General features: G+C 69.7%; 18 protein-coding genes. 7 read left to right on the forward strand and 11 right to left on the reverse strand.

The window, feature by feature from the left end; all coding sequences use genetic code 11:
• Positions 1-74 precede the first annotated feature (74 nt).
• Entirely contained in the window at positions 75-599 is a 525-nt protein-coding gene (locus JRI60_RS15115; protein ID WP_204226562.1) for a hypothetical protein, read from the reverse strand.
• Positions 600-607: 8 nt separating this feature from the next.
• Positions 608-1,285, reverse strand: a complete 678-nt coding sequence (gene lepB, locus JRI60_RS15120) for a signal peptidase I (protein WP_204226563.1) — start codon at positions 1,283-1,285, stop codon at positions 608-610.
• A gap of 98 nt (positions 1,286-1,383) precedes the next feature.
• Here lepB and JRI60_RS15125 point away from each other — a divergent pair, with 98 nt between their 5' ends.
• On the forward strand, positions 1,384-2,466 hold the full coding sequence (locus JRI60_RS15125; RefSeq protein WP_204226564.1) for a cyclic nucleotide-binding domain-containing protein: 1,083 nt from the start codon (positions 1,384-1,386) through the stop codon (positions 2,464-2,466).
• Positions 2,467-2,489: 23 nt separating this feature from the next.
• Here JRI60_RS15125 and JRI60_RS15130 read toward each other — a convergent pair whose 3' ends face one another.
• Positions 2,490-3,374, reverse strand: coding sequence for a hypothetical protein (locus tag JRI60_RS15130; protein ID WP_204226565.1), 885 nt, complete (start codon positions 3,372-3,374; stop codon positions 2,490-2,492).
• A gap of 66 nt (positions 3,375-3,440) precedes the next feature.
• On the opposite strand from JRI60_RS15130, the gene JRI60_RS15135 reads away from it, so the two are divergent.
• Together JRI60_RS15135 and JRI60_RS15140 are read left to right on the forward strand one after the other, a co-directional pair.
• The gene (locus JRI60_RS15135) at positions 3,441-5,990 is read left to right on the forward strand and encodes a TonB family protein (RefSeq protein WP_204226566.1); all 2,550 of its coding nucleotides are present in this window, start codon (positions 3,441-3,443) and stop codon (positions 5,988-5,990) included.
• A complete protein-coding gene (locus JRI60_RS15140) occupies positions 5,987-6,814 on the forward strand; it encodes a hypothetical protein (protein ID WP_204226567.1) in 828 nt (275 codons plus the stop codon). The genes JRI60_RS15135 and JRI60_RS15140 overlap by 4 nt, the downstream gene beginning before the upstream one ends.
• Before the next feature lie 33 nt (positions 6,815-6,847).
• On the opposite strand, the gene JRI60_RS15145 is transcribed toward JRI60_RS15140, so the two are convergent.
• From JRI60_RS15145 to JRI60_RS15160, 4 genes are all read right to left on the reverse strand, one after another.
• On the reverse strand, positions 6,848-8,083 hold the full coding sequence (locus JRI60_RS15145) for an Ig-like domain-containing protein (protein WP_204226568.1): 1,236 nt from the start codon (positions 8,081-8,083) through the stop codon (positions 6,848-6,850).
• Positions 8,084-8,175: 92 nt separating this feature from the next.
• Complete coding sequence (locus tag JRI60_RS15150) at positions 8,176-8,907, reverse strand: putative metal-binding motif-containing protein (protein ID WP_204226569.1); 732 nt, start codon at positions 8,905-8,907, stop codon at positions 8,176-8,178.
• Between the two features lie 131 nt (positions 8,908-9,038).
• Entirely contained in the window at positions 9,039-9,701 is a 663-nt protein-coding gene (locus JRI60_RS15155) for a hypothetical protein (protein ID WP_204226570.1), read from the reverse strand.
• A gap of 135 nt (positions 9,702-9,836) precedes the next feature.
• Entirely contained in the window at positions 9,837-10,418 is a 582-nt protein-coding gene (locus JRI60_RS15160; protein ID WP_204226571.1) for a hypothetical protein, read from the reverse strand.
• Between the two features lie 268 nt (positions 10,419-10,686).
• On the opposite strand from JRI60_RS15160, the gene JRI60_RS15165 reads away from it, so the two are divergent.
• On the forward strand, positions 10,687-11,871 hold the full coding sequence (locus JRI60_RS15165; RefSeq protein ID WP_204226572.1) for an AI-2E family transporter: 1,185 nt from the start codon (positions 10,687-10,689) through the stop codon (positions 11,869-11,871).
• Positions 11,872-11,876: 5 nt separating this feature from the next.
• Here JRI60_RS15165 and JRI60_RS15170 read toward each other — a convergent pair whose 3' ends face one another.
• The 3 genes from JRI60_RS15170 to JRI60_RS15180 form a co-directional block, all read right to left on the reverse strand.
• The gene (locus JRI60_RS15170) at positions 11,877-12,683 is read right to left on the reverse strand and encodes an SDR family NAD(P)-dependent oxidoreductase (RefSeq protein ID WP_204226573.1); all 807 of its coding nucleotides are present in this window, start codon (positions 12,681-12,683) and stop codon (positions 11,877-11,879) included.
• Complete coding sequence (locus JRI60_RS15175) at positions 12,680-14,152, reverse strand: hypothetical protein (RefSeq protein ID WP_204226574.1); 1,473 nt, start codon at positions 14,150-14,152, stop codon at positions 12,680-12,682. The genes JRI60_RS15170 and JRI60_RS15175 overlap by 4 nt, the downstream gene beginning before the upstream one ends.
• 170 nt (positions 14,153-14,322) lie before the next feature.
• The gene (locus tag JRI60_RS15180; RefSeq protein WP_204226575.1) at positions 14,323-15,423 is read right to left on the reverse strand and encodes an SGNH/GDSL hydrolase family protein; all 1,101 of its coding nucleotides are present in this window, start codon (positions 15,421-15,423) and stop codon (positions 14,323-14,325) included.
• A gap of 334 nt (positions 15,424-15,757) precedes the next feature.
• On the opposite strand from JRI60_RS15180, the gene JRI60_RS15185 reads away from it, so the two are divergent.
• Complete coding sequence (locus tag JRI60_RS15185) at positions 15,758-17,776, forward strand: sensor histidine kinase (protein WP_204226576.1); 2,019 nt, start codon at positions 15,758-15,760, stop codon at positions 17,774-17,776.
• 16 nt (positions 17,777-17,792) lie between these two features.
• On the opposite strand, the gene JRI60_RS15190 is transcribed toward JRI60_RS15185, so the two are convergent.
• Complete coding sequence (locus JRI60_RS15190) at positions 17,793-18,227, reverse strand: hypothetical protein (RefSeq protein ID WP_204226577.1); 435 nt, start codon at positions 18,225-18,227, stop codon at positions 17,793-17,795.
• 125 nt (positions 18,228-18,352) lie between these two features.
• Here JRI60_RS15190 and JRI60_RS15195 point away from each other — a divergent pair, with 125 nt between their 5' ends.
• Both JRI60_RS15195 and JRI60_RS15200 read left to right on the forward strand, forming a co-directional pair.
• Positions 18,353-19,711 (forward strand): APC family permease, encoded by a 1,359-nt coding sequence (locus tag JRI60_RS15195; protein WP_204226578.1) that lies wholly within the window; start codon positions 18,353-18,355, stop codon positions 19,709-19,711.
• Between the two features lie 70 nt (positions 19,712-19,781).
• A complete protein-coding gene (locus JRI60_RS15200) occupies positions 19,782-20,645 on the forward strand; it encodes an NAD-dependent protein deacetylase (RefSeq protein ID WP_204226579.1) in 864 nt (287 codons plus the stop codon).
• Positions 20,646-20,713 lie beyond the last annotated feature (68 nt).

Here is a 20,713-nt window from a genome sequence, read left to right on the forward strand (position 1 = left end):
GCGGCCTTCTGAATCGTAGGCACGACGGCGCCTGGGCACTCGACCCGGAGTAGCACCGGGCCAGCCCCCTTCGCCTATTTACCCGCCGGAGTTGGAGTCACCTCTTCGACCCGCGCCTTGCCGTCCTTGTCGACCTCGAGCCGCAGGCGCGGGTTGCCCTGGGCGTCGTTGAGCACGACGCTCGCCACACCCTCCACCACGCCGATGGAGATGCGCTCCTGCCAGTTGTCGCGGAAGGTGATGTTGGGCTGTCCCTGGAGGAGGGACATGCACAACGCCTCGTAGCCCTGGGTGCTGTCGAAGCACAGCCCGCGGAAGTCGATGGAATCGAGCATGGCGAGCCCCCCGATTTCCTGCCCGTCCGGGTCCATGAACTGGATGCCGACGGCCTTCACCTTGCGCTTGAGGCCCTTGGGGTCTGGCAGCGGCGCGCCAATGCGGAGGCGCGCCTGGCCACGCTCGTCGACGATGTTCAACTCGCGCACCGTGAGCGACTCGGTGGGCCGGGTGGAGGCGGTGACGCTCGAACAGGCTCCGAGGGCGGACACCGCGCAGGAGCCGAGAACCATCAACATGAGACGGCGAAGGGGATTGGACATGGGCCAGTCTAACGCGTGAGGCGCGTGTCGACGCCGGTGCCCTCATCCGTGCGCAGGGGAATCCACCAGCGCTCGCCCGCGGAGAGCCCCTCGCGAGGGCTGTAGAGGACCGCCACCGCGCGGCCGAGCAGGTTCTCCCGGGGAACGAGGCCCCAGACGCGGCTGTCGGCCGAGTTACCCCGGTGGTCCCCGAGCACCAGGTAGTACCGCGGCGGAATCACCACCTCGTCCATCTCCGGCCCCTGATAGGGCTCCGGATCGAGGGGGTGGAGCGCTCCCGGTAGCAGCTCGAGCCGCACACCCTCCTCGGTGAAGCGCTGCTCCACGGGCTGCCCGTTGAGGACGAGCGACTCGCCATCGAAGAGGATGCGGTCTCCCGGCAGGCCCACCAGCCGCTTCACCATCACCTTGCCGTCGATGGGCGAGTCGAACACGACGACGTCCCCCCGTTGCGGCTCCTTCTCGGTGAGCCACACATGGGTGAGGGGAATGCGCAGCCCGTACGCCCGCTTGTCCACCGCCAGGTGGTCCTTGATGCGCAGCGTCGGCTCCATGGAGCCGGAGGGCACATGGTAGTGGTCGGCGAGGCTGGCTCGGCCGACGAAAAGAACGGCCAGCGCGAGCACCTCGACGAGGTACGTCCTCCACCTGGGTCGACTCGGTGGCATGTCGTGTGTGCGGCCCATCATTCCTCCTCGGTGCCTCCATTGTACGACTGGAGCGCGCGGCCATTGCATTCTCCGTGGCTGCGCGAGCGCGGGGGCTGTGGCATAGAGGAGGGGCCATGTCCGACGCACTGCATCAGGAACTCGAGCGGCTCCAGTCGCTCGGCCGTACGCCCGAGGCCCTCGCCACCGGAGAGGCCCTGGCCGCCGATTGGGCCCGGAAGGGCCAACCGCTGCGTGCCATCGCGGTGTGCAGGGTGCTCCTCCAGCTCGACCCGGGCCATGTGCGCACGCCGCAACTGCTGGCGGATCTGTACGCGCGCCCCAAGGCCCCGGGGGCGACCGCTCCCGCCGCTGACGCCGAGGCGCTGCCGCGCGTGCCCCTCTTCTCACAGCTCGCCCGCGAGCCCTTCGTGGAGCTGGTGGGCTCAGTGGAGCCCCGCTCCTTCCGGCCTGGGCAGAGCCTCATCACCGAGGGTGAGCCGGGCAGGTCCACGTTCGCCCTCGTCGAGGGGCAGGTGGACGTGATGCGCCAGATGGAGGGCGGCGAGCGGCGCACGCTCGCCTCGCTGGGGGAGGGCGAGTTCTTCGGGGAGATCGCCCTCGTCTCCGAGAGCCCGCGCCTGGCCACCGTGGTGGCGACCCGGCCCACCGTGGCGCTCGAGCTGTCGCGCACGCGGGTGGAGCGGCTCGCCCTGAAGCACCCCATGGTCGGCGAGACGGCCCAAGCCTTCTACCGGGAGCGGCTGCTGGCCAACGTGCTGCGCAGCAACCCCGTCTTCTCCGCGCTGGCCCCCCCGCAGCGGCAGGCGCTGTCGCGCATCTTCGAGCTGCGAACGGTGGAGGCCGGGCAGATCATCATCGAGCAGGGGCAGCGGGGCGAGGCCCTGTACCTGCTGTTGACGGGCCAGTGCTCGCCGGTGCTGCGCCAGCCGGACGGGCGGCAGAAGGCGTTCTCCTCGCTGCGGGAAGGGGACGTCTTCGGGGAGATCTCCCTGCTGCTCGGCCGGCCCGCGAGCGCCTCGGTGCGCGCGGACACGCAGTGCCACCTGCTGCGGCTGGGGCGCGAGGCCTTCGAGCAGCACGTCCTCAGCCAGCCGAGCGTTCGCGCGGCGCTCATGCGCCTGGGCACGGAGCGGCTGCTGCACATCTCCAAGCTGCTCTCCGGCCGCGTGGCGCACGAGGGAGATCAGCGCGTCTGACGGCGGTCGCTCCCGCCCTCACTTCAGTGGGCGACGGTGCAGACGCCTCCCCCATTGAGGTGCGCCTGATCCACGATGCTCTGGGTGACGAACTCCTGCAGCGTCTTCACCGTGTAGGCGCCCGGCTCGTAGACGACCGGCTTGCCCTGGCCGTCCCGCAGCTCGGTTCCGTCCGGGCCCCGTAGGTCCAGCAGCTTCTGGGAGGAGAGCCCCTCGGGGGTGATGACCTTCCTCGCGTCCGCGGTGGCCGCGAAGGCGTCGAAGCGCAACTGCACCCCACGGTGCGTCCCCAGCCGGTCGTAGAACATGTGCTCGGCGTGGATGGTCACCTCCGCCTTCCCCACCGAGCCCTCCGGCACCACGATGCCCAGCGTCCCATCCACCCCGTTGACGCAGTCCACCATGCGCGCATCCACCGGGAACCCCATCCGGAAGGTGTAGACGCCCACCCCCTCCTTCACCGCCACTCCCTCCACCCAGTAGCTGTAGCCCCGCTCTCGCATCATCGCGAGATCCTCCGCGGACACGCTCCCGTCCGGCAGCTTCGTGTCTTCCCTCGGCGGGCTCACCCGGAAGCCCACCCCCCAGCGCCCCGCCGTCAGGCCCTTCAGCTCGGTGAGCGGGATGTCTCCCTTCTGCACGTCCACCAGCACGTGCTCACTCGACGCCCGCTGCTCTCCCGCGGCGGAGGTGAGCGTGAAGTCCCCCAGCGATACCAGGTACTTCGTGAACTGCACCGACCAGCCATCCTGGAAAAGGTGGCTCGGGTAGCCGCGCTGCGTGCCGTCCCCTCCACTCATCGTCACCCGCACGTCCCCCTCCGCCACGGGCTCGCATGCCGCCAACCCCAGAGCCAGTGTCACCAGCGCCGCGCGCCACGTCCGCGTTCTCCCACTTCCGATATCCATGCAATCGAGAAGTAGATGCAACATGGTTGCGAGTCAAGGGGAGGGTGGTGTATCTCGCGGTCTCTCATGTGGATCTCCTGTCTGGTGCTCTGCCTGCTGGGCGCCGCGGCCGATGTGCCAGTGACCCCCCCCGTGCCCCTGGAGGCGCCTCCCCCGGTGATGCCCGCGGACTCGCCTCCGCTCGCTGCCCCCGCCACGGTGCTCTTGCGTCTCACCATCGACGAGCAGGGGGAGGTGTCGCGCGTGGAGGTGCGCGAGTCGGCGGGGGTTTCGTTCGACCGGGCCGCCATGGCCGCCGCCGTTCGCTGGCGGTTTCAGCCCGCTCGGCGCGGGGAGGTGAGCCTGGAGGTCCAGGCCGATGTGCCCGTGACTTTTGCGCCTCCTGCTCCGGGGGACACGGTGCCGCCCGGGGAAGACCCTCACCCCAGCCCTCTCCCAGAGGGAGAGGGGGCATCCACGGCGGGGAACACGGGGGCGGATACCCTCACCCCAGCCCTCTCCCAGAGGGAGAGGGAGGTTCCTTCTTTCGCCACCACCGTGCGCGGCCGGACCTCCGCTCCTCCTCCCGCCGCCGTCGGGGACTTCCATATTCCCGTGGGGCAACTCGCGGATGTTCCTCGCAACTCCGCCTCAGACCTCATGTTGTTGGCTCCCGGTGTGATGCTCGCCAACCACGGTGGAGAGGGGCATGCCGACACCATCTTCATCCGCGGCTTTGATGCCGGTGAGGGCAAGGACGTGGAGTTCCGTCTCAATGGTGTGCCCCTCAATGAGGTGTCTCATGCCCATGGTCATGGGTATGCGGACACCTATTTCATCATTCCGGAGTTGGTGGACTCGCTGCGCGTCACCGAGGGGCCCTATGACCCATCCCAGGGTGACTTCGGCGTGGCGGGCACCGTGGAGTACCAGCTCGGCCTGAGGCGCCGCGGCCTCACCGCGTCCGCCAGCTATGGCAGCTTCGCCTCGCGCCGGTTGTCCCTCGTCTGGGGGCCTCCCGAGTCCAATGAGGCCACCTTCGTGGGACTGCTGCTGCGCCAGGGTCATGGTTTCGGACCCAACCGCGCCTACGCCAACGCGGGCGCCATGGCTCAAGTGGAGTTCCGCGTCGGCGAGGAGACGCGGCTGCGTCTGTTCGGCGCCAGTTACGCGGCGCGCTTCTCCTCGGCGGGCGTCGTCCGTGAGACGGACGTGGTGGACGGACGCATGCCCTGCGCGGCCGACCCGGACTCCCAGTTCTTCTGTCTCTATGACCCGAACCAGGGCGGGGCCGGACAGCGCCACCTCCTCTCCGCCGAACTGCAGTCTCGGCTGCGCCGGGGTGGTCGTTTCGTACAGCAGGGTTTCGTCGTGCTGCGGCAGATGCGCATCCGCGACGACTTCACCGGCTTCCTCAATGACCAGCCCCCCGTTGGAGAGTCGCAGCGCGGCGACAACACCGAGCAGTACTACCGGGGCACCACCATGGGCCTGCGCGGGCGCTACACGCCGGGACTCTCCTGGCTGGGGCAGCCGCAACCGCTGGAGCTGGGCTACGTGGCCCGCTTCGACGACGTCCTCACCCGTGCCCGGCGCCTGCGCGACCACGGCGGCGCGCCCTACCGCACCCTCTTCGACAACCAGGTGCGTACCACCAACCTGGGCGCCTACGCCTCTCTCCGGCTCGCTCCGCTGTCCTGGCTCACCCTGCGGGGCGGCCTGCGCCTGGACACCTTCCTCTTCGGCGTGGAGGACCAGAACCGGCCCTCCTCGGACAGGCAGGGCGAGCGCATTCCCGAGGAGTCCGTGGAGGCCTATGGCTTCTTCGCCAGCCCCCGCGCCACCGCCGAGGTGCGGCTCTCCCCCCACCTCACCTGGCTCACCAGCGCGGGCCTGGGCGCGCGCTCCAGCGACGCGGCGGCGCTCTCCGACGCGGAGCTCGCTCCCTATGCCCGCGTGACCGCCGCGGAGACGGGTCTGGGTTGGAAGCTGGGTGGGGAAGGGCGGCCGTACTCGCTGGAAGCTCGCGGGGCCGTGTTCGCCACCCGCGTCTCCCAGGACCTCGTCTTCGACGAGACGGCCGGCCGCAACCAGCCCGTGGGCCCCTCGCAGCGGCTGGGCGCCTTCGCCACCACGCGCTTCACCCTCGAGGAGCGCTTGGACGTCCAGGCCAGCGTCGCCTGGGCCCGCGCCACGTTGCCCCTTCCTGGTGCCTCGCCGTGGAAGCCGTGGGAGGGCACCGTCATGCCCTACATCCCCCAGCTCCTCGGCCGGCTGGATGCCTCCGTGCGCGGCGACGTCTCCATCGCCGGGCTGCCGGTGGGGTGGAACCTGGCCCTGGGACACAGCGCCATCGGACCCAAGCCGCTGCCGCTCGACCGCTACAGCGAGCCCATCTTCCTCTTCGACGTGGCCGCCCGGGCCCGGTGGAACTGGATGGAGCTCGGCGTGTCCGTGTCGAACCTGCTCGACGCGCGCTGGCACGAGGCCGAGTTCAACTACGTCTCCAACTTCCGCGGCCCGGACGCGCCGGCCTCGCTGATGGCCACCCGCCACTTCGCCGCGGGTGCCCCGCGCACCTTCCAGGGCACCCTCACCGTCTACCTGGACTTCCAACAGGAGGAGCCGCAGCCATGACTTCCCCCCTCCGCACCACGCGCCGGGCCTTCACCTCGCTGCTCGGGGCCGCGCTGCTCGGCGGCGTCCAGGCCTGCGGGATGTCCGGCACGGGCGGCCGGAGCATCACCTTCCGCATGGGCCTGCGCACCGCTCGCGCTCCTGGCGAGACGGTCCCCGGCCGCTTCACCACCGATACCGGTTGGCGCGTGGAGCTGACGTCCGCGCGCATGGTGCTCGGCCCCATCTACCTCTTCGAGAACCCCTCGCCCCTTCAGTCGGCCGCCTCGCGCCACTGGCTTCGCCGCATGGGCGAGGTGCTCGTCCCCAGCGCGCACGCGCACGACTCCTTCTTCTCCGGTGGGCGGGTGCTGGGGGAGTGGGATCGCGAGGTGGTGTACGACCTGCTGGCGGAGGGCGGTGGGACGCGGGTGCTCGGCCGCTCACCGGGGATCGCTGGGATGGCGCGCTCCTTCTCTCTGCTGCTCCAGCCTCCCTCGCGAGCCCTGGGCGCGGAGGCGGCATCGCTCGAGGGACGCTCGGTGCTGTTGGAAGGCACTGCCTCGCGCGAGGGGAACACCGTGGCCTTCCGGGCCGCCCTGGACTTTCCTCCGCCGGTGGAGCTGCAGCGGGTGGAGTTCGTCCCCATGGAGGTGGAGCTGGACGACGAGGGGCTCTTCATCGTGGAGCTCCAACCGCACCGCTGGTTCGAGGGCACGCTCTTCGAGCGGCTGGAGGTGCCGGCCAGCGGGGCGGCGGTGACGGTGCCCCCCGAGAGCCAGGTGCACCGCGCACTGCTCGTCAACGTGCGGCGGCACACCGCGTTCTCCGCCACCTGGGAGTGAGCGGGCCCCGGGGGAGGCGGCCCGCCCGTCCTCCTACTTCGCGTACCGCTCCAGGACGAACTCGAGCGTCGTGGCGTCGGTGGGACCGAAGTGCAGCATGTAGCTCCGGTTTCCCATCGCCGCACTGAAGCGCGCCCGGTGGGTGATGCCAGCACAGGCCGGAGGCGCGGCACGGAGCTCCACGAGAACCTCGAAGCCGTCCAGATCGTCATAGGCACCCACCTGGAGCTCCTGGCCGAGGTACAGCACGATGTCCTCGTCCTCGGCGGGCTTGGAGATGAGCTCCGTATAGCCCTCGTGAGGGCCCTCTCCCGGGAGGGTCAGCCGGTAGCGCGTGTGGCCCACGCCCGTCGGGGGCGGGAACCCGAAGGGAGGGCGCGCGGGAGCGGCCGTGAGGGCTTCCGCCGTGCTGGCGAGGGTATGGGTGCAGGCGTGCTCGAGGTGGCCGTCGCGCTTGCCGGTCGTGAAGTCCAGCTTGCCGTCACCCAGGACGGGGGTGGCGTCCAGTCGGTTGCCCACGGCGGCGCTCCTCAGCGCGGAGAGATCCAGCGTGTACGCGGACTCCTCCTCCAGCGGCGGTCCTCCCTCGTCGGGGGCGGAGACGCGGACGGTCAACGTGAGGCCATCGGGTGACCACTGTCCCGTCAAGGCGCGCGGCGGGAGGCTGGAGTCGGTGCGGTTCACCAGCTCCACCTGCGCGAAGGCCGGGTTCATGGCCTCGGTGAACGTCACGGTGAGCACCTTGTGGAAGTACGTGCCCGGACGGCTCGCCGAGGCGTCGTAATACATCTCCACGGGGTACAGCTCCTGGGTCCCCTCCGCCGGGCTCGCGGAGGCGACGGCCGGGCGGGGGCGATCCGAGGTGGTGCGGAAATCCAGCCGGCCATCGCCCAGGAAGGCCGTGCCGTCCAGTGCGTTGCCCGCCACGTCCCGGAAGCCCTTCAGCTCGAGGGCGTGGGCGTCGTCATGGCGGATGCTCGTGACGGGCACCTTCAGCGTCCTGTCCGACCAGGTGGCGGTGCCGAGCGTCAGCCCTCCCGACGGCACCAGGGTGCCCGCCTCCGGGTTCATGGGCTCGCTGAAGGTGATGGACACCTCGGTGGTGGCACCCGGGAGCAGTCCCTCCGCGCTCTCGGCGGGGGAGGTGGCCGTCACGGTGGGGGCCTCGGTGTCCGCCGGGAAGGGGCGGGGAGGCGGTGGATCGTCGTTGCAGGCCGTCAGGGCCAGGGCACAGGCGGTGAGCAGGGCATTGCCAGGGAAGGAGCGCATCGTTTGGAATTCCTCGCGGGAAATGGCACCGGGGCGGCCTCGGAAGGAGGCCGCCCCGGCTCGCGGGCACTCGCCCGCTGCTTCAGGAGTGACTAGTTCGTCAGCGAGCCATTGCAGTTCTCGTCCACGCTGTTGCCGGTGATCTCCGCGGCCGAGGGGTTGATGCTGGCGTTCGCGTCGTTGCAGTCGTAGCGCTGGGTGATGTAGCCGGCCGGCGGCACGCACGCGGTGAGGACGGAGACGCTGCTGTTGCCCCAGGCGTCAGCATCCGAGTCCTGGTAGTAGCGGACGGTGTAGTCCTCCACGCGCTCGGCGACCACGCCCACCAGGTTGCCCGACGCGGGCCCCAGCACCACCTGATACGCGGTGGTGGTGCTGCTCAGGTTGAACACGGCCACCTTCGTCAGCGCGCAGCCGCTCACGGAGTGGGTGAGCGCGGAGCTGAGCGTATTGCCCGCGCTGTCCTTCACCGTGATGGCGGTGTTCTGCGTCAGGAAGAAGGCCCACGAGCCCGCGGTGGCCGGCTGGAACTTCACCGTTCCCGCGGCGCTGGCCGGCAGGGTCACGTCGAACTGCTTGTGCGCGGTGTTGATGCTCGGCGTCGAGGAGGTCAGGCCGCTCGTCGCCGTCACGCTCACGTGGTCCGCGCTGTTGGTCGAGTGCACGCAGGAGTGCGAGCTGATGGTGGAGCCGAGCGCCGTGCAGCCGGCCTCGAGCCCCTGCTCCTGCCACGAGGTGTCCTGCTCCTCCTCCAGGCCCGGGCCGCAGGCCGCCAGCGACAGGCCGATGAGCGCACCGCCGATGTTTCGCATCGTCATCTTCATGGTTTGTCCCTTTCAGGTGAACCGGGAGCGGCGCTGTGCCTCGCACGATGGCCGCGCGCTCCTCGGCATCTCCAGTGATGACGCATGTGCAACTGAGTTGCAATAGCTGCCTGGCTTTTCGCCGCGCTCGATTACTGCAGGTGCTCGATGACCAGCCCCAGCTCGGGCAGGGGGGTGGGGCCGAACGTGACGGTGTATTGGACCTTGTCCGTCAGCTCGTAGCCCACCATTCCCACCAGGCCGCCCTGGCAGACTCCGTCGCGGATGTCCTGGGGGATGGGCGCGGTGGCCACGGGTTGCAGGACGCTCGTCCCCTCGCGCACGGCGACGGGGACGCTGGCGTCGCTCAGGTAGAGGACGAAGTCGCCCGTGGCGTAGCCCTTGAAGTTGAAGGTGCCCACGTACTGTCCGTTCTCCGGGCGGAGCTTGACGGTGTAGTACGTGTGGAAGGCGTCCACGCGGGGCTGCCGGTCCAACGCCGCGGTCACCAGGGCGAAGGGCCCGTTGGTGACGTGCCAGCACGCGTGCTGGCCGTTGTCACCGAAGTCGAATCCATCCCGGGGGACGTAGTTCGGATCCTGCTGACATGACAGGCCCTGTGCCGCCGCCAGGTAGCCGCGATCACAGTGGCACCAGTCGCCCGTGGGCTCGCGGTGGATGTGTCCGTGGGGCGCGCACGGGTCCGTCTGCCCCTGCGGTTGCGGCGGTTCGGTCTCGGGCCCGGGGGGCTGGCCACAGGCGGCGAGTGCCACCGCACAGACGGCCCGAGCGAGGAAACGTTGGGTCGATCGCATGACGGATTTCCTACATGCATGGGCGTATCAAATGCAACTCGGATGCATGTGTGTCGCGAAAGGAAATGGGGCGGAGGGGTCCGCGGGCGCGCCGGCCCACGGACCCCGGCCGGGCCTTGGTGGCCCGGGGAGGGACTACTCCTGGTGATCGTGGTGGGCGGCTTCCTCGACGACGAGGGTGAACTGGGCGTTGCTCTGCTTGAGCGTCTGGAACTCGAGGCGGTACTCCACGCCGGCCTCGAGGTCCGCGATGATGGCGTTGCGCAGGGCGCCGCAGACCTCCGTGGGCACCTGGAAGCGGCACTCGAGGCCCACCTCGGTGGTGCCGTTGAAGATGCGCAGGCCGGGGTAGCGCGACAGCAGGAAGGCGAACTCGCCGGACTCCTCCGGGATGAAGTTGACCGAGCCGCCCCAGCCGCAGCTGGAGCTGTTCGCCGGCAGGGTGATGACGTAGCCGGTGTGCGGCAGGTTGACGTCCACGAAGGGAACCGTTCCCAGCGCGGCGGCCGTCAGGTTCTGGAAGGGTCCGAGCTCCGCGTGGATGCACGCGTGCTCGACCACCTCCGTGAGCTCCTCCGTCTCGGTGCAGGCGGCCAGCAGGCCGCTCTGCTGCGTCTCCAGCTCGCCGCGCGTGGGCTCCGCCTCCGTGCCACCGCAGGCGGCGAGCAGCAGGGACACGCCTGCCAGGAGCAGGCTCTTCTTGAACGGGTTCTTCATGGTGCGACTCCTCGGTTGAGGGGGGAACTGCCTGGTGCGAACGGAAATGTGCCACGTGGATTCAAATGCAATCAAGTTGCATTTAATGGGTGTGGTGCTTTTCCGGGCGGAGGCTCCGGCCTGGCTTTCCGGAGCCGCGGGGAGCGGTGGGCCCGGAGGGGAGGGCGGCCGGCCAGGCGGGCGGTCGCCGCCCCGGCGGAGTGCACTGCCGTTCGGGTCGACAGAGACCCAGCTTTCGCGGAGCCCATGTGTGAGGAAGGGAGGGGGCGTGGATTCAGACAGGCCCGTTCGACCGCCGGTCGAGCCGGTGAATGATCGCGAGCCGGTGCCGGTGCCGCGTTCTCAGGTGACGGTGAAGACCGTGCTCACCATCTGCGCCACGGTGGTGGGGGTTCTGGCGGCCATCTACCTGCTGATCCACGGCATCGTCACCCTCACCCTGTGCGTGACGGCCATCCTCCTGGCGGTGGCGGTCAACCACGGCGTGGAGCGCCTGGAGAAGTGGGGGCTGAAGCGGTCCCTGGCCGTCGGGGTGGTGATGTTCGTGATACTGGGAGCGCTCGTTGGAGCGAGCTTCCTCGTCATCCCTTCCGCGGTGGCGCAGGTCCGGGAGCTGGCCGCGCGCCTGCCGGAGCTCAACGCGCGCATCCACGAGGCCAGTCTCTTCAAGTGGCTCGACGCACGCATCCAGATCGATCAGCGGCTGGGGGCGCTCGGCCAGGGGGGCTCGGGGCTCTTCCAGCGGGCGGTGGATCCGGCGTTGCGCGTGGTGGGAAGCGTGCTGGCCGGGGTAGGCGCCTTCGTCACCGTGCTCTTCCTCGTCATCTTCATGCTCATCTACGGTGGCAGGGTGGTGCGGGGGCTGCTCGCCGAGTCCCTCCCCGCCCACCGGGAGCGCTACGAGCGGGTGCTGGGCAAGGTGTACAACTCCGTGGGGGGCTACATCGGCGGACTGGGCCTCATCGCCGTGGTGAACGCCACCTGCACCACCCTCTTCCTGGCCATCCTCGGCGTGCCCTTCTTCCTGCCGCTCGGCATCCTCTCCGGACTGGGCAGCCTCGTTCCCCTGCTGGGCGCCACCATGGCCGGCGCGGTCATCTGCCTGGTGGCGCTCGCCTCGGGGAGCGGCTGGGACGCGGCGGCGGTCTTCGTCTTCGCCGTGCTCTACCAGCAGTTCGAGAACCACGCGCTGGCGCCCATCGTCTACAAGCGCACCGTGGCCCTCAACCCGCTGGTGACACTGCTCGGCATCATCCTCTTCGCCGAGCTGGCCGGGGTGCTCGGGGCCTTCCTCGCGGTGCCCATCGTGGGCACCTGTCAGATCGTCATCCGCGAGCTACTCCTCCTGCGGCGCGAGCGTCTCGGCCTGCCCTTGAAGGGGGATGTGGCCGCGCAGCTCGAGAAGCGCGGGCACTGGCGTCCACCTTTCTGGCGCCGGCCCCGGCACGTGTGAGGCGCTCAGGGCTCGGGGCGGTAGAGGGCCGCCGTGCGCTGGGCCAGGAAGCCCCGCGGGAGCATCCTCGCGGCCAGGGCCAGCGTCTGGTTGAGCAGCCCGGGCACGTACAGCTCCCTGCGGTGGATGAAGGCCCGCACCGCGTGCGCCGAGGCCTGCTCGGCCGTCATCATCCCCAGCTCCCCCGCCTTGAAGCGGTTGGACAGCCCCGTCCTGTCCAGCATCTCCGTGGAGATGCCGCCCGGTACGAAGACCGTGACGGACACGCCCGTGTGCCGCACCTCCTGCGCCAGCGCCTGTCCATAGCTGGTGACGAAGGCCTTGGTGCCGCTGTAGGCCGCCTGGTACGGCACCGGGATGATGCTCGCCATGCTCGACACGAGCATCAGCCCGCCCTTCGTCCCCCGCTCGACCAGGTAGCTCATGAAGAGCGTGGACAGGCGCACCATGCTCGTGACGTTGGTGTTCAGCATGGCCTGGAACTCGCTCCAGCCCAGCTTCAGCGCCTCGCCCCAGTACGTCACCCCGGCGTTGAACACGACAGCGTGGATGTCCCGCTCGTGCGTGGCCTCGGTGAAGACACGCTCCACGTCCTCCGGGCGTGACAGGTCGGCCGTGATGCAGGCGGCCTGTACCCCATGGCGCGAGCGCAGCTCCTCGCACAGCGCCTCCAACCGGTCGCGCCTCCGCGCCACCACCAGCACGTTGCCGCCATGGTCCCTGGCAATCGACCGGGCGATCTCCACGCCCAGCCCCGACGAGGCTCCGGTGACGAGGGTCCACTTCCCTCGAAGCTCCAGCTTCTGACTCATGTCTCGCACCCTACAGGAACACCCGGGATGTTGAAGGACTCGTTCCGGGCACCGGCCGCACCCGCCCGCTCCGAGCCTCCGGGCAGGCCCGCTTCGCTTCCCGCCGCCGGGTGGCTCCCCAGCGAGGCGATGACCGCCGCGAGCACCGTGGCGCCCACCTGGTAGTAGTAGTTGCAGAACGCCTGCCGGCCCAGGAAGAAGAAGACCCCGAAGGCGAGGGCGCTCCCCAGCAGCAGCACCTCCGGCCCCCGGCGGCGGTGCCGGAGCGCCAGGGCCCAGACGCCCAGCGCCCCCGCGAACCCCAGCCAGCCCGGCAGCGACTGGCCCCGGTGGAGGAACCACGCCGTCAGCGACAGCGAGTCCGGCCGGAAGGGGTTGGTGAGGTGGTGCACCACCAGGTCCCTCCACAGCCCTCCCGGCGTCCACGCCAGGAAGGGGACGAAGGTGGCCGCCGCCGTCCCCACGGCGAGGGCCGCGCCACGCCAGGTCGGGCCGGGCAGCAGCAGCACCAGGGGCAGGTACAGCACGAAGTGCTGCTTCGTCGCGCACAGCAGGCCCAGCGCCACCGCGGCGGCCGTCTTCCGGCCCTCTCCCAGGTAGTAGACGAAGGCCCCGAGGAAGGGCAGCGCGAGCGGCTCGCCCCAGGCCTGCTCCAGGGTGAAGAGCCCTCGCGGGTGGAAGACGAGACAGGCCACCAGCAGCTCGGGCAGCGGATTCCCCGCCTCCACCCGGCGCCGCGCGGCCCGCCAGAAGAAGAAGGCTCCCAGCAGGAGACAGGCGAGCTGCGCGTGCCGCGTCTCCCCCGTGACGGCATACGCGGCCGTGGTGAGGAGCAGGTTGAGCGGCGGGTAGGCGTAGGCGTCGATCTCCCTCGCGAAGCTGTAGGAGTCCACGGTCCGCAGGGCCCCGCCGTACACCGGCTGGCCGCTCAGCAGGGCTCGCGCGCCCTGCTGGTGGACCTCCCAGACGTCGATGTGCGGCGCCGGGGACGCGGCGATGAGCTGCCACCCGAGCAGGAGCGGAAGGACGAAGACGCCCACCGTGCGCACCCTGTGCAGCCGCCGGGCCGTCCGTGAGTCGGAGGTCGCCGGCACCGCGCAGCTCCCCACGAGCAGCACCGCGAGTCCTCCCAGCAGCGTGAAGGGCCGGAGGTCCACCCCCGCGCTCAGGTTGGTTCCCGGCTCGAGGACCAGGTTGTACAGGGTGAAGAAGGCGGCGACTCCCCACGCCCAGGCCCGGGTCCGCGCTCGGGCTACCTCCGCCCTCGCCGGACGCGAGACGCTCAGTCCCACCAGCCAGAGCAGCAGGATTCCTCCGACCAGGAAGATGAAGTCGCCGTTGTAGTGCCCTCGCGTCCGCGCCAGTGCCAGGCCCAGCAGCGCATGGCCCGCCAGGGCCATGGGCGCGAGCCATCCTTCTGACTCGGAGGCGGGTGTCGGGGAGGGGGCCAGCGTGAGGGGCGCGGTCATCCGGTGGGCTCGCACCCTATCACCCGGCTCCCGCTCCTCGATGCCCGGTGTCCTCCTCTTCCACTCGGAAGGGGAGGACGGTGACTCATACCCTCACCCCGACCCTCTCCCAGAGGGAGAGGGAGAGGGAGGGGGTTGGGGCGGGGGTGTTTGCCCGCGTGCTTCTCTTGTTACGGCGCCGCCGGATCCAGCAGCGACATGATGTAGCCCGCGCGCTCGTGGCCCCACTTGTTCCACTGCGGGTTCTGCCCGTTCACGATCTGCGCGTCCGTGAAGTCCGCTCCGCCCGAGCCCGAGCCCGTTCCACCGAAGAAGCCCACCGACACCGTCGACGACAGGTAGTACGTCGGGTGCGTGTTGTCCGACTGGATGTAGTCGTAGCTCGTGCTCGAGTTGGCGAAGTGCGTGTTCGCGTCGCGCAGCGTCGAGGCCAGCGTGGACGTGATGCGCGTCACGTAGGCCGCCTCCGTCTCGCCCGTGCGGTAGCGCAGCGCGTCCTGGTCGATCTGCCCGTCACCGTTCGAGTCGTAGTCGGCTCCCATGTACTCGGCGAACGCATCCGCGCACTTGAAGCCGTACTTCTCCGCCAGGTTGCACGTCCGCCAGTTGCTCTTGGCCAGGTACGGCAGGAACTTGCCGCGCTTGTTGATCTTGGTCCCGGTCGTGGGATCCGTGCAGTTGGTCTGCACGTTGTCCGCGTCGAAGCCCGGATAGTAGATGTTCATCACGATCTTCGACTTGGCCGCCGTCGCATACGTGTTGATGGCCTGCATGGCCTTCTCCGTATACGAGGTGCAGTTGGCCAGCGCCGTGTCCAGGCCCGAATAGCTGCAGGTGCCCGTCTGGTCCGTGAAGGCAGAGCGCGCCTGCAGGTAGTCGTTGCCGCACATCTCGAACATCACCACGCGGGTGTTGCTCGTCTGCATGTACGAGCGCTCGGAGACGATCTTGTTGTTGTAGATGTCGCTGGCCACCGCGCCCGACTTCGTGCGGCGGTAGATCTCGATGTTGGAGTTGAAGTCCTTGGCCAGGTACTCCGCCTCCACGTTCGGCGCCGAGCGCCGCGCCACGCTGCTCAGCGAGCCGTTGTAGCCCGCGAAGATGGAATCACCATACGCCACGACGCGGTACGTCGAGGTCGCTCCGCTGCGGTTGAGGGTCCACGAAACGTTCTGGTTGATGGTGCTCGCGAGTGCGTCGCTGCCCACCGTGAGGCTGGCCGCGAGCGCAACGGCAAGGGAGACCCCTTGCCCGTTGATACGAGAGAACATGACGGCTCCTGGAATGTCGGGATTACTTCGTGAAGCGGGGGCTCGGCTGATTCGCCGGCAGCGTGGATATAACAGAAAACTTGCAGAATAAGAAATGATTGGGAGGCCTGTAATCCCAATAAGCCCACGCCCAAGTGTTTCCTGGTGAAGACTTACGGAACACAACGCGGTGCGGCAGAAGTGCGGGCCCGGGTCGGTGGCGTCTCCCATGCATCAGTCGTGTCGTCCCCCTGTCGCATGGAGGTGGTGCGCCGTTTCGCGGTACGAGCGTGTGGGCACCGTTCGTGTATCCGTTGTCGAAGGGGGGGCCGGGGGCACGACGCCTGGCCGGAACATGTACCGATTGGTTTCCACCACCGCCGCGATGGTGCTCATCCCCGTGTTGATCGCGGTGGCGGGGCTCGTGGTGGTGCTCCAGGTGGTGCAGCGGGAGCGAGACGCACTGCGTCGTTACACTATTGCCGCCGAGCGGGCCCTGGATGCCGAGCATCTGAAGGCGGAGCATGCGTTCGCGCGCCAGGAGATGGACGAGGAGCTCCAGCTGTTGGTGCGCTCCCGGCGGGAAGAGATGGAGTCCGCGCGGCACGAGGCCCGCCAGTGGATCGACCGTGCGGTGCGGGTGTACCTGCTGGGGGTGCCTTTCGCCATGTCGGTCCTGGTGGCGCAGGCGGTGTTCGTGGTGCGCGAGGTCCGCCGCACCCGCGAGGCCCGGGAGGTGGCGGAGCGGAACGCCGCGGAACGCGCGGCCTCGGAGGCCCGGTTCGCGGGCATCGTCTCCATCGCCGTGGATGCCATCATCTCCATCGATGAGGCGCAGCGCATCACCATCTTCAACTCCGGGGCCGAGGCCATCTTCGGCTACAGCGCGTCGGAGGTGCTCGGACAGCCGTTCGACAGGCTCATCCCGGAGCGCTTCAGGGCCAACCACCATCGGCTCGTCGAAGCCTTCGCCGCGGGGCACGAGCAGGCCCGGGGGATGGGGGAGCGCCGGCTCGTCCTGGGCCTGCGCAAGAATGGGGAGGAGTTTCCCGCCGAGGCGGCCATCTCCAAGCTCGAGGTGGACGGCAGACGCATCCTGACGGCCATCCTGCGGGACGTCTCCGTCCGCAAGCGGGTGGAGGAGGAGCAACGCTTCCTGGCGAGGGCTGGAGAAATCCTCTCCTCCTCCCTGGACATCGAGCGGACGCTCTCCAGTGTCGCCCATGTCGCGGTGCGGTCACTCGCGGACTGGTGTATCGTCTACCTGCTGGAAGGCGAACAGGTGCGCCGGGCCGAGGTGGCCCATCGCATGCCCGAGCAGCAGGAGCTGGCGGCGGCGGTCCAGCGCATTCCCCTCGGGATGCACCAGCCCCGTCTCGTGCACGAAGTGATGATGCGCCGGGAGCCGCTGCTCGTTCCCCACGTGTCGGCGGAGCAGCTCACGGCCATGTCGCAGGGCCCCGAGCACCTCGCACTGCTCCAACGATTGGAGCCTCGCTCGCTCATGTGCATTCCGCTCGTGGCGGGCGAGCGTCCTCTCGGGGCCCTCTTGTTCATCTCCTCCGCGCCCGGGCGCGCCTATGACGCGGTGGACCTGGAGTTCGCGCGGGGGTTGGGGCGGCTCGCCAGTCTGGCGGTCGAGAACGCGCGCCTGTACCAGTCCGCGCGCCGCGCCACCCAGGCGCGTGACGAGGTGCTGGGCATCGTGGCCCATGATCTGCGCAGCCCCTTGAACGCCATCGTCCTCAGCACCCAGTTGATGCAGCGCCAGGTGGAAGCGCGCGGTGGCGGGAACGGCGATCGGAGCCCGGAGCTGCTGGGGACGATCCTCTCCTCCGCCCGGCGCATGAGCCGGTTGATCGACGACCTGCTGGACGTGACCCGGATGGAGGCGGGGCAGTTGTCCATCCACCCGAGTCCACAATCCACCGGGGCCCTCCTCCGGGATGCCGTCGAGGCGGCCCGCCCCCAGGCCGGAGCGGTCCAGCTGGTGCTCGGGGAGACTCCAGGGTTGCCGCCCGTGCTCGCGGATCGGGACCGGCTCCTGCAAGTCTTCTCCAACCTGCTGGGCAACGCGCTGAAGTTCACCCCGCCTGGAGGTGAGGTGCGGGTCGGGGCCCGGGTGGAGGACGGGGCGGTCTGCTTCTTCGTGCGTGACACCGGTCCGGGCATCTCCCCGGAGGCGGTCGAGCGCATCTTCGATCGCTTCTGGCAGCTCGACCGGGCGGACCGCCGCGGGGCGGGGCTCGGGTTGTCCATCGCCAAGGGCCTCATCGAGGCACATGGCGGGAGGATCCGCGTGAGCAGCGAGCCGGGTCAGGGCAGCACCTTCTTCTTCACCGTGCCCCTCGCCCATTCCGGAGCTCCGGCCTGAAGCTCACACGGGGCGCTCAGCGCACCAGGCGCAGTGCGCGATAGCCCGGTACCTCCGCCGCGCGTGCCTGGACCTCGAACCAGTTGTCCCGGTACGGATGGCGTCCGCGCGCGAACTGCCACAGCGAGGCGAGGCCGTAGAGGGGAAGGAACAGCGGGCCGAGGAAGAGGGTCTGCACCACGTGCGCGCGCTCGTGACGCATCAGCCGGACCTGCCTGGGGCCGTCCGCTCCCGCGTAGGCCACCACCGCGCCCACCGCGAAGGCGGTGATGCGGAAGTGGCGCATGTACCAACCGATGGGACTGCCCGGCACGACGACGAAGTGGAGGATTCCCTCCTCGTCCACCGAGTCGAGCTGCGCGAAGGGCAGGGTCAACAGCAGCCCCACCATCGTCACCGGGAGCGCCCAGAGATAGCCCGCGAGCCAGAGCACCTTCCTCATGCCGTTCATGATGCCAGCTCGCGGGGTGGGAGTTGCGCGCCATGTCCACTCCTCGGGACGGAGCTGGCGTCTTCCTGACAGCTGGCCGCGAAGGCGGGTCCACCGGACAACCCCCCCGTGTATGACGTCCGGTCATGGCCGATGGTGAAGACACACCTTCCTCGCAGCCGACCCTGGTCCGGCGCATGGGACTCGCGGCGTTGATGGTCTACGGCGTGGGGGACATGCTCGGGGCTGGCATCTACGGTCTGATTGGCAAGGCCGCCGGCATCATGGGCAACGCCGTCTGGTTGGCGTTCACCCTGGCGATGGTCGTCGCCCTGCTGACGGGGTTGAGCTACGCCAACATCGGCTCGCGCTATCCCCGCGCCGCGGGCGCGCCCTATGTCGTTCATCGTGCCTTCCGGGCCCCGTTCATCTCGTATGTCATCGGCCTGGGCGTGGCGGCCTCTGGCCTGACGTCCATGGCCACCGGCTCGCGCGTCATCGCCGGCTACGTGCAGTCCCTCGGCGCGCGGCTGCCCACCGGAGTCCTGGTCGTCGCGTTCCTGGTGCTGCTGTCGCTCGTCGTCTTCCGCGGCATCCGCGAGAGCATGTGGATGAACGTCGTGTGTACGACGGTCGAGCTCACCGGGCTGCTGATCGTCATCGGGGTGGGGGTGCGCTACTGGGGCTCGGTGAACTACCTCGAGACGCCAGCCGCGGCGGGGGAGGGGAGCGTGGCGGCCGGAATCTCCGCGGGCCTGTTGCTCCAGGGCGCGGTGCTGACGTTCTTCTCGTTCATCGGCTTCGAGGACATCCTCAACGTCGCCGAGGAGGTGAAGCGTCCCCGGACCACCCTGCCACTGGGGCTGCTCCTGGCGCTGCTGATCGCCACGACCCTCTACATCCTGGTGGCGATCTCCGCCGTGTCGGTGCTGCCCTACCAGGAGCTGAGCCAGTCGAAGGCCGCGCTGGTGGACGTGGTGCGCAAGGCGGCGCCCGTCTTTCCTCCCATCCTCTTCACGGCCATCAGCATCTTCGCGGTCGCCAACACGGCCCTGCTGAACTACGTCATGGGCTCGCGGTTGTTGTATGGCATGGCCCGTCAGGGATTGCTGCCGGCCTGGCTGGGCCGTGTCCACCCCGGCCGCCGCACGCCCCATGTCGCCATCCTCGTGCTGCTGGGAATCGTGCTCACCCTGGCCCTGTCGGGGGACATCCGCCAGCTCGCCGACGCCACGTCGCTGCTGCTGCTGGGCGCCTTCGTGCTGGTGAACAGCGCGTTGCTGGTGCTGAAGCTCCGCCCGGGCGAGCCTCGGGGCGCCTTCGAGGTTCCGGTGTTCGTCCCCGCGGCCGGCGTGTTGGTGTGTCTGGTGATGATCGGCGGCCGGGTCCTCGGCCCCGAGGCGGATGTCCGCGCGCCGCTCATCGCGGGCGGCATCGTCGTGGGAATCGCCCTGCTGTATGCCCTCCGGCGGCCACGGCACGTGGTGCTGGACGAGGAGCCGTGACGTCCGGCCGCCTGCTCCCCGGGCCTGGGGCCAGCATGAACGCGAGGGGCACGTTATAGATTTCCCCCGAATGACCGCCTCCCTGGAACGACCGTCCGCCCTCGCCGAGACCGAGGGAGCCGATGCCCTGGCCTCGCTGCTGCGGGGCCGCCGTCTCGTGGTGCTCACCGGCGCCGGGTGCAGCACCGAGTCGGGCATCCCGGACTACCGTGGGCCCGGCACGCGTGCCCGCGCCCGCAACCCCATCCAACACCGCGAGTTCCTCACCCGGCCCGAGGTGCGTGCGCGCTACTGGGCCCGGAGCCTGCTCGGCTGGCCGCGCTTCTCGTCGGCCCGTCCGAACGCGGCGCACGCGTCGCTCGCGGCCATGGAGCGCCAGGGCCACGTGTCCGGCCTCATCACCCAGAACGTGGACCGGCTGCACCACGCCGCCGGCAGTCAGCACGTCATCGAGCTCCACGGCGCGCTCGCCCGGGTGCGCTGTCTGGATTGCGACGCCATCGAGCCCCGGGTGGAGCTGCAGGAGCGGTTGCTCGCGCTCAACCCCGGCTTCTCGGAGCGCGCCGCCGAGCTGCTGCCGGATGGGGATGCCGAGCTGCCGCTCGAGGCGGTGCGGGCCTTCCAGGTCGCCGGGTGTACCCGCTGTGGCGGGACGCTGAAGCCGGATGTGGTGTTCTTCGGCGACAACGTGCCTCCGCCCACCGTGGAAGCCGCGTTCGCGATGCTCGAGCGGAGCGATGCGCTGCTGGTGGTGGGCTCGTCCCTGGCCATCTACTCGGGCTTCCGCTTCCTCCAGCGCGCCGTGGATCGCCACATGCCCATCGGCCTCGTCAACATCGGCGAGTGCCGTGGGGCGGAGCTGGTGGACGTGCGCGTGGAGGCTCGCGCCGGCGAGGTGCTTCCCCGGCTCGCGGCCGCGCTCGCCGGGGGCTGAGTCCCGAGTCCTGTTGTCTGGCACGGCGCTCCGGGCCAATCTCCCGGCGCCCCCGAAGCCCCGAGAGG

The organism is Archangium violaceum (assembly GCF_016887565.1).
GTDB classification, from domain to species: Bacteria; Myxococcota; Myxococcia; order Myxococcales; family Myxococcaceae; genus Archangium; species Archangium violaceum_B.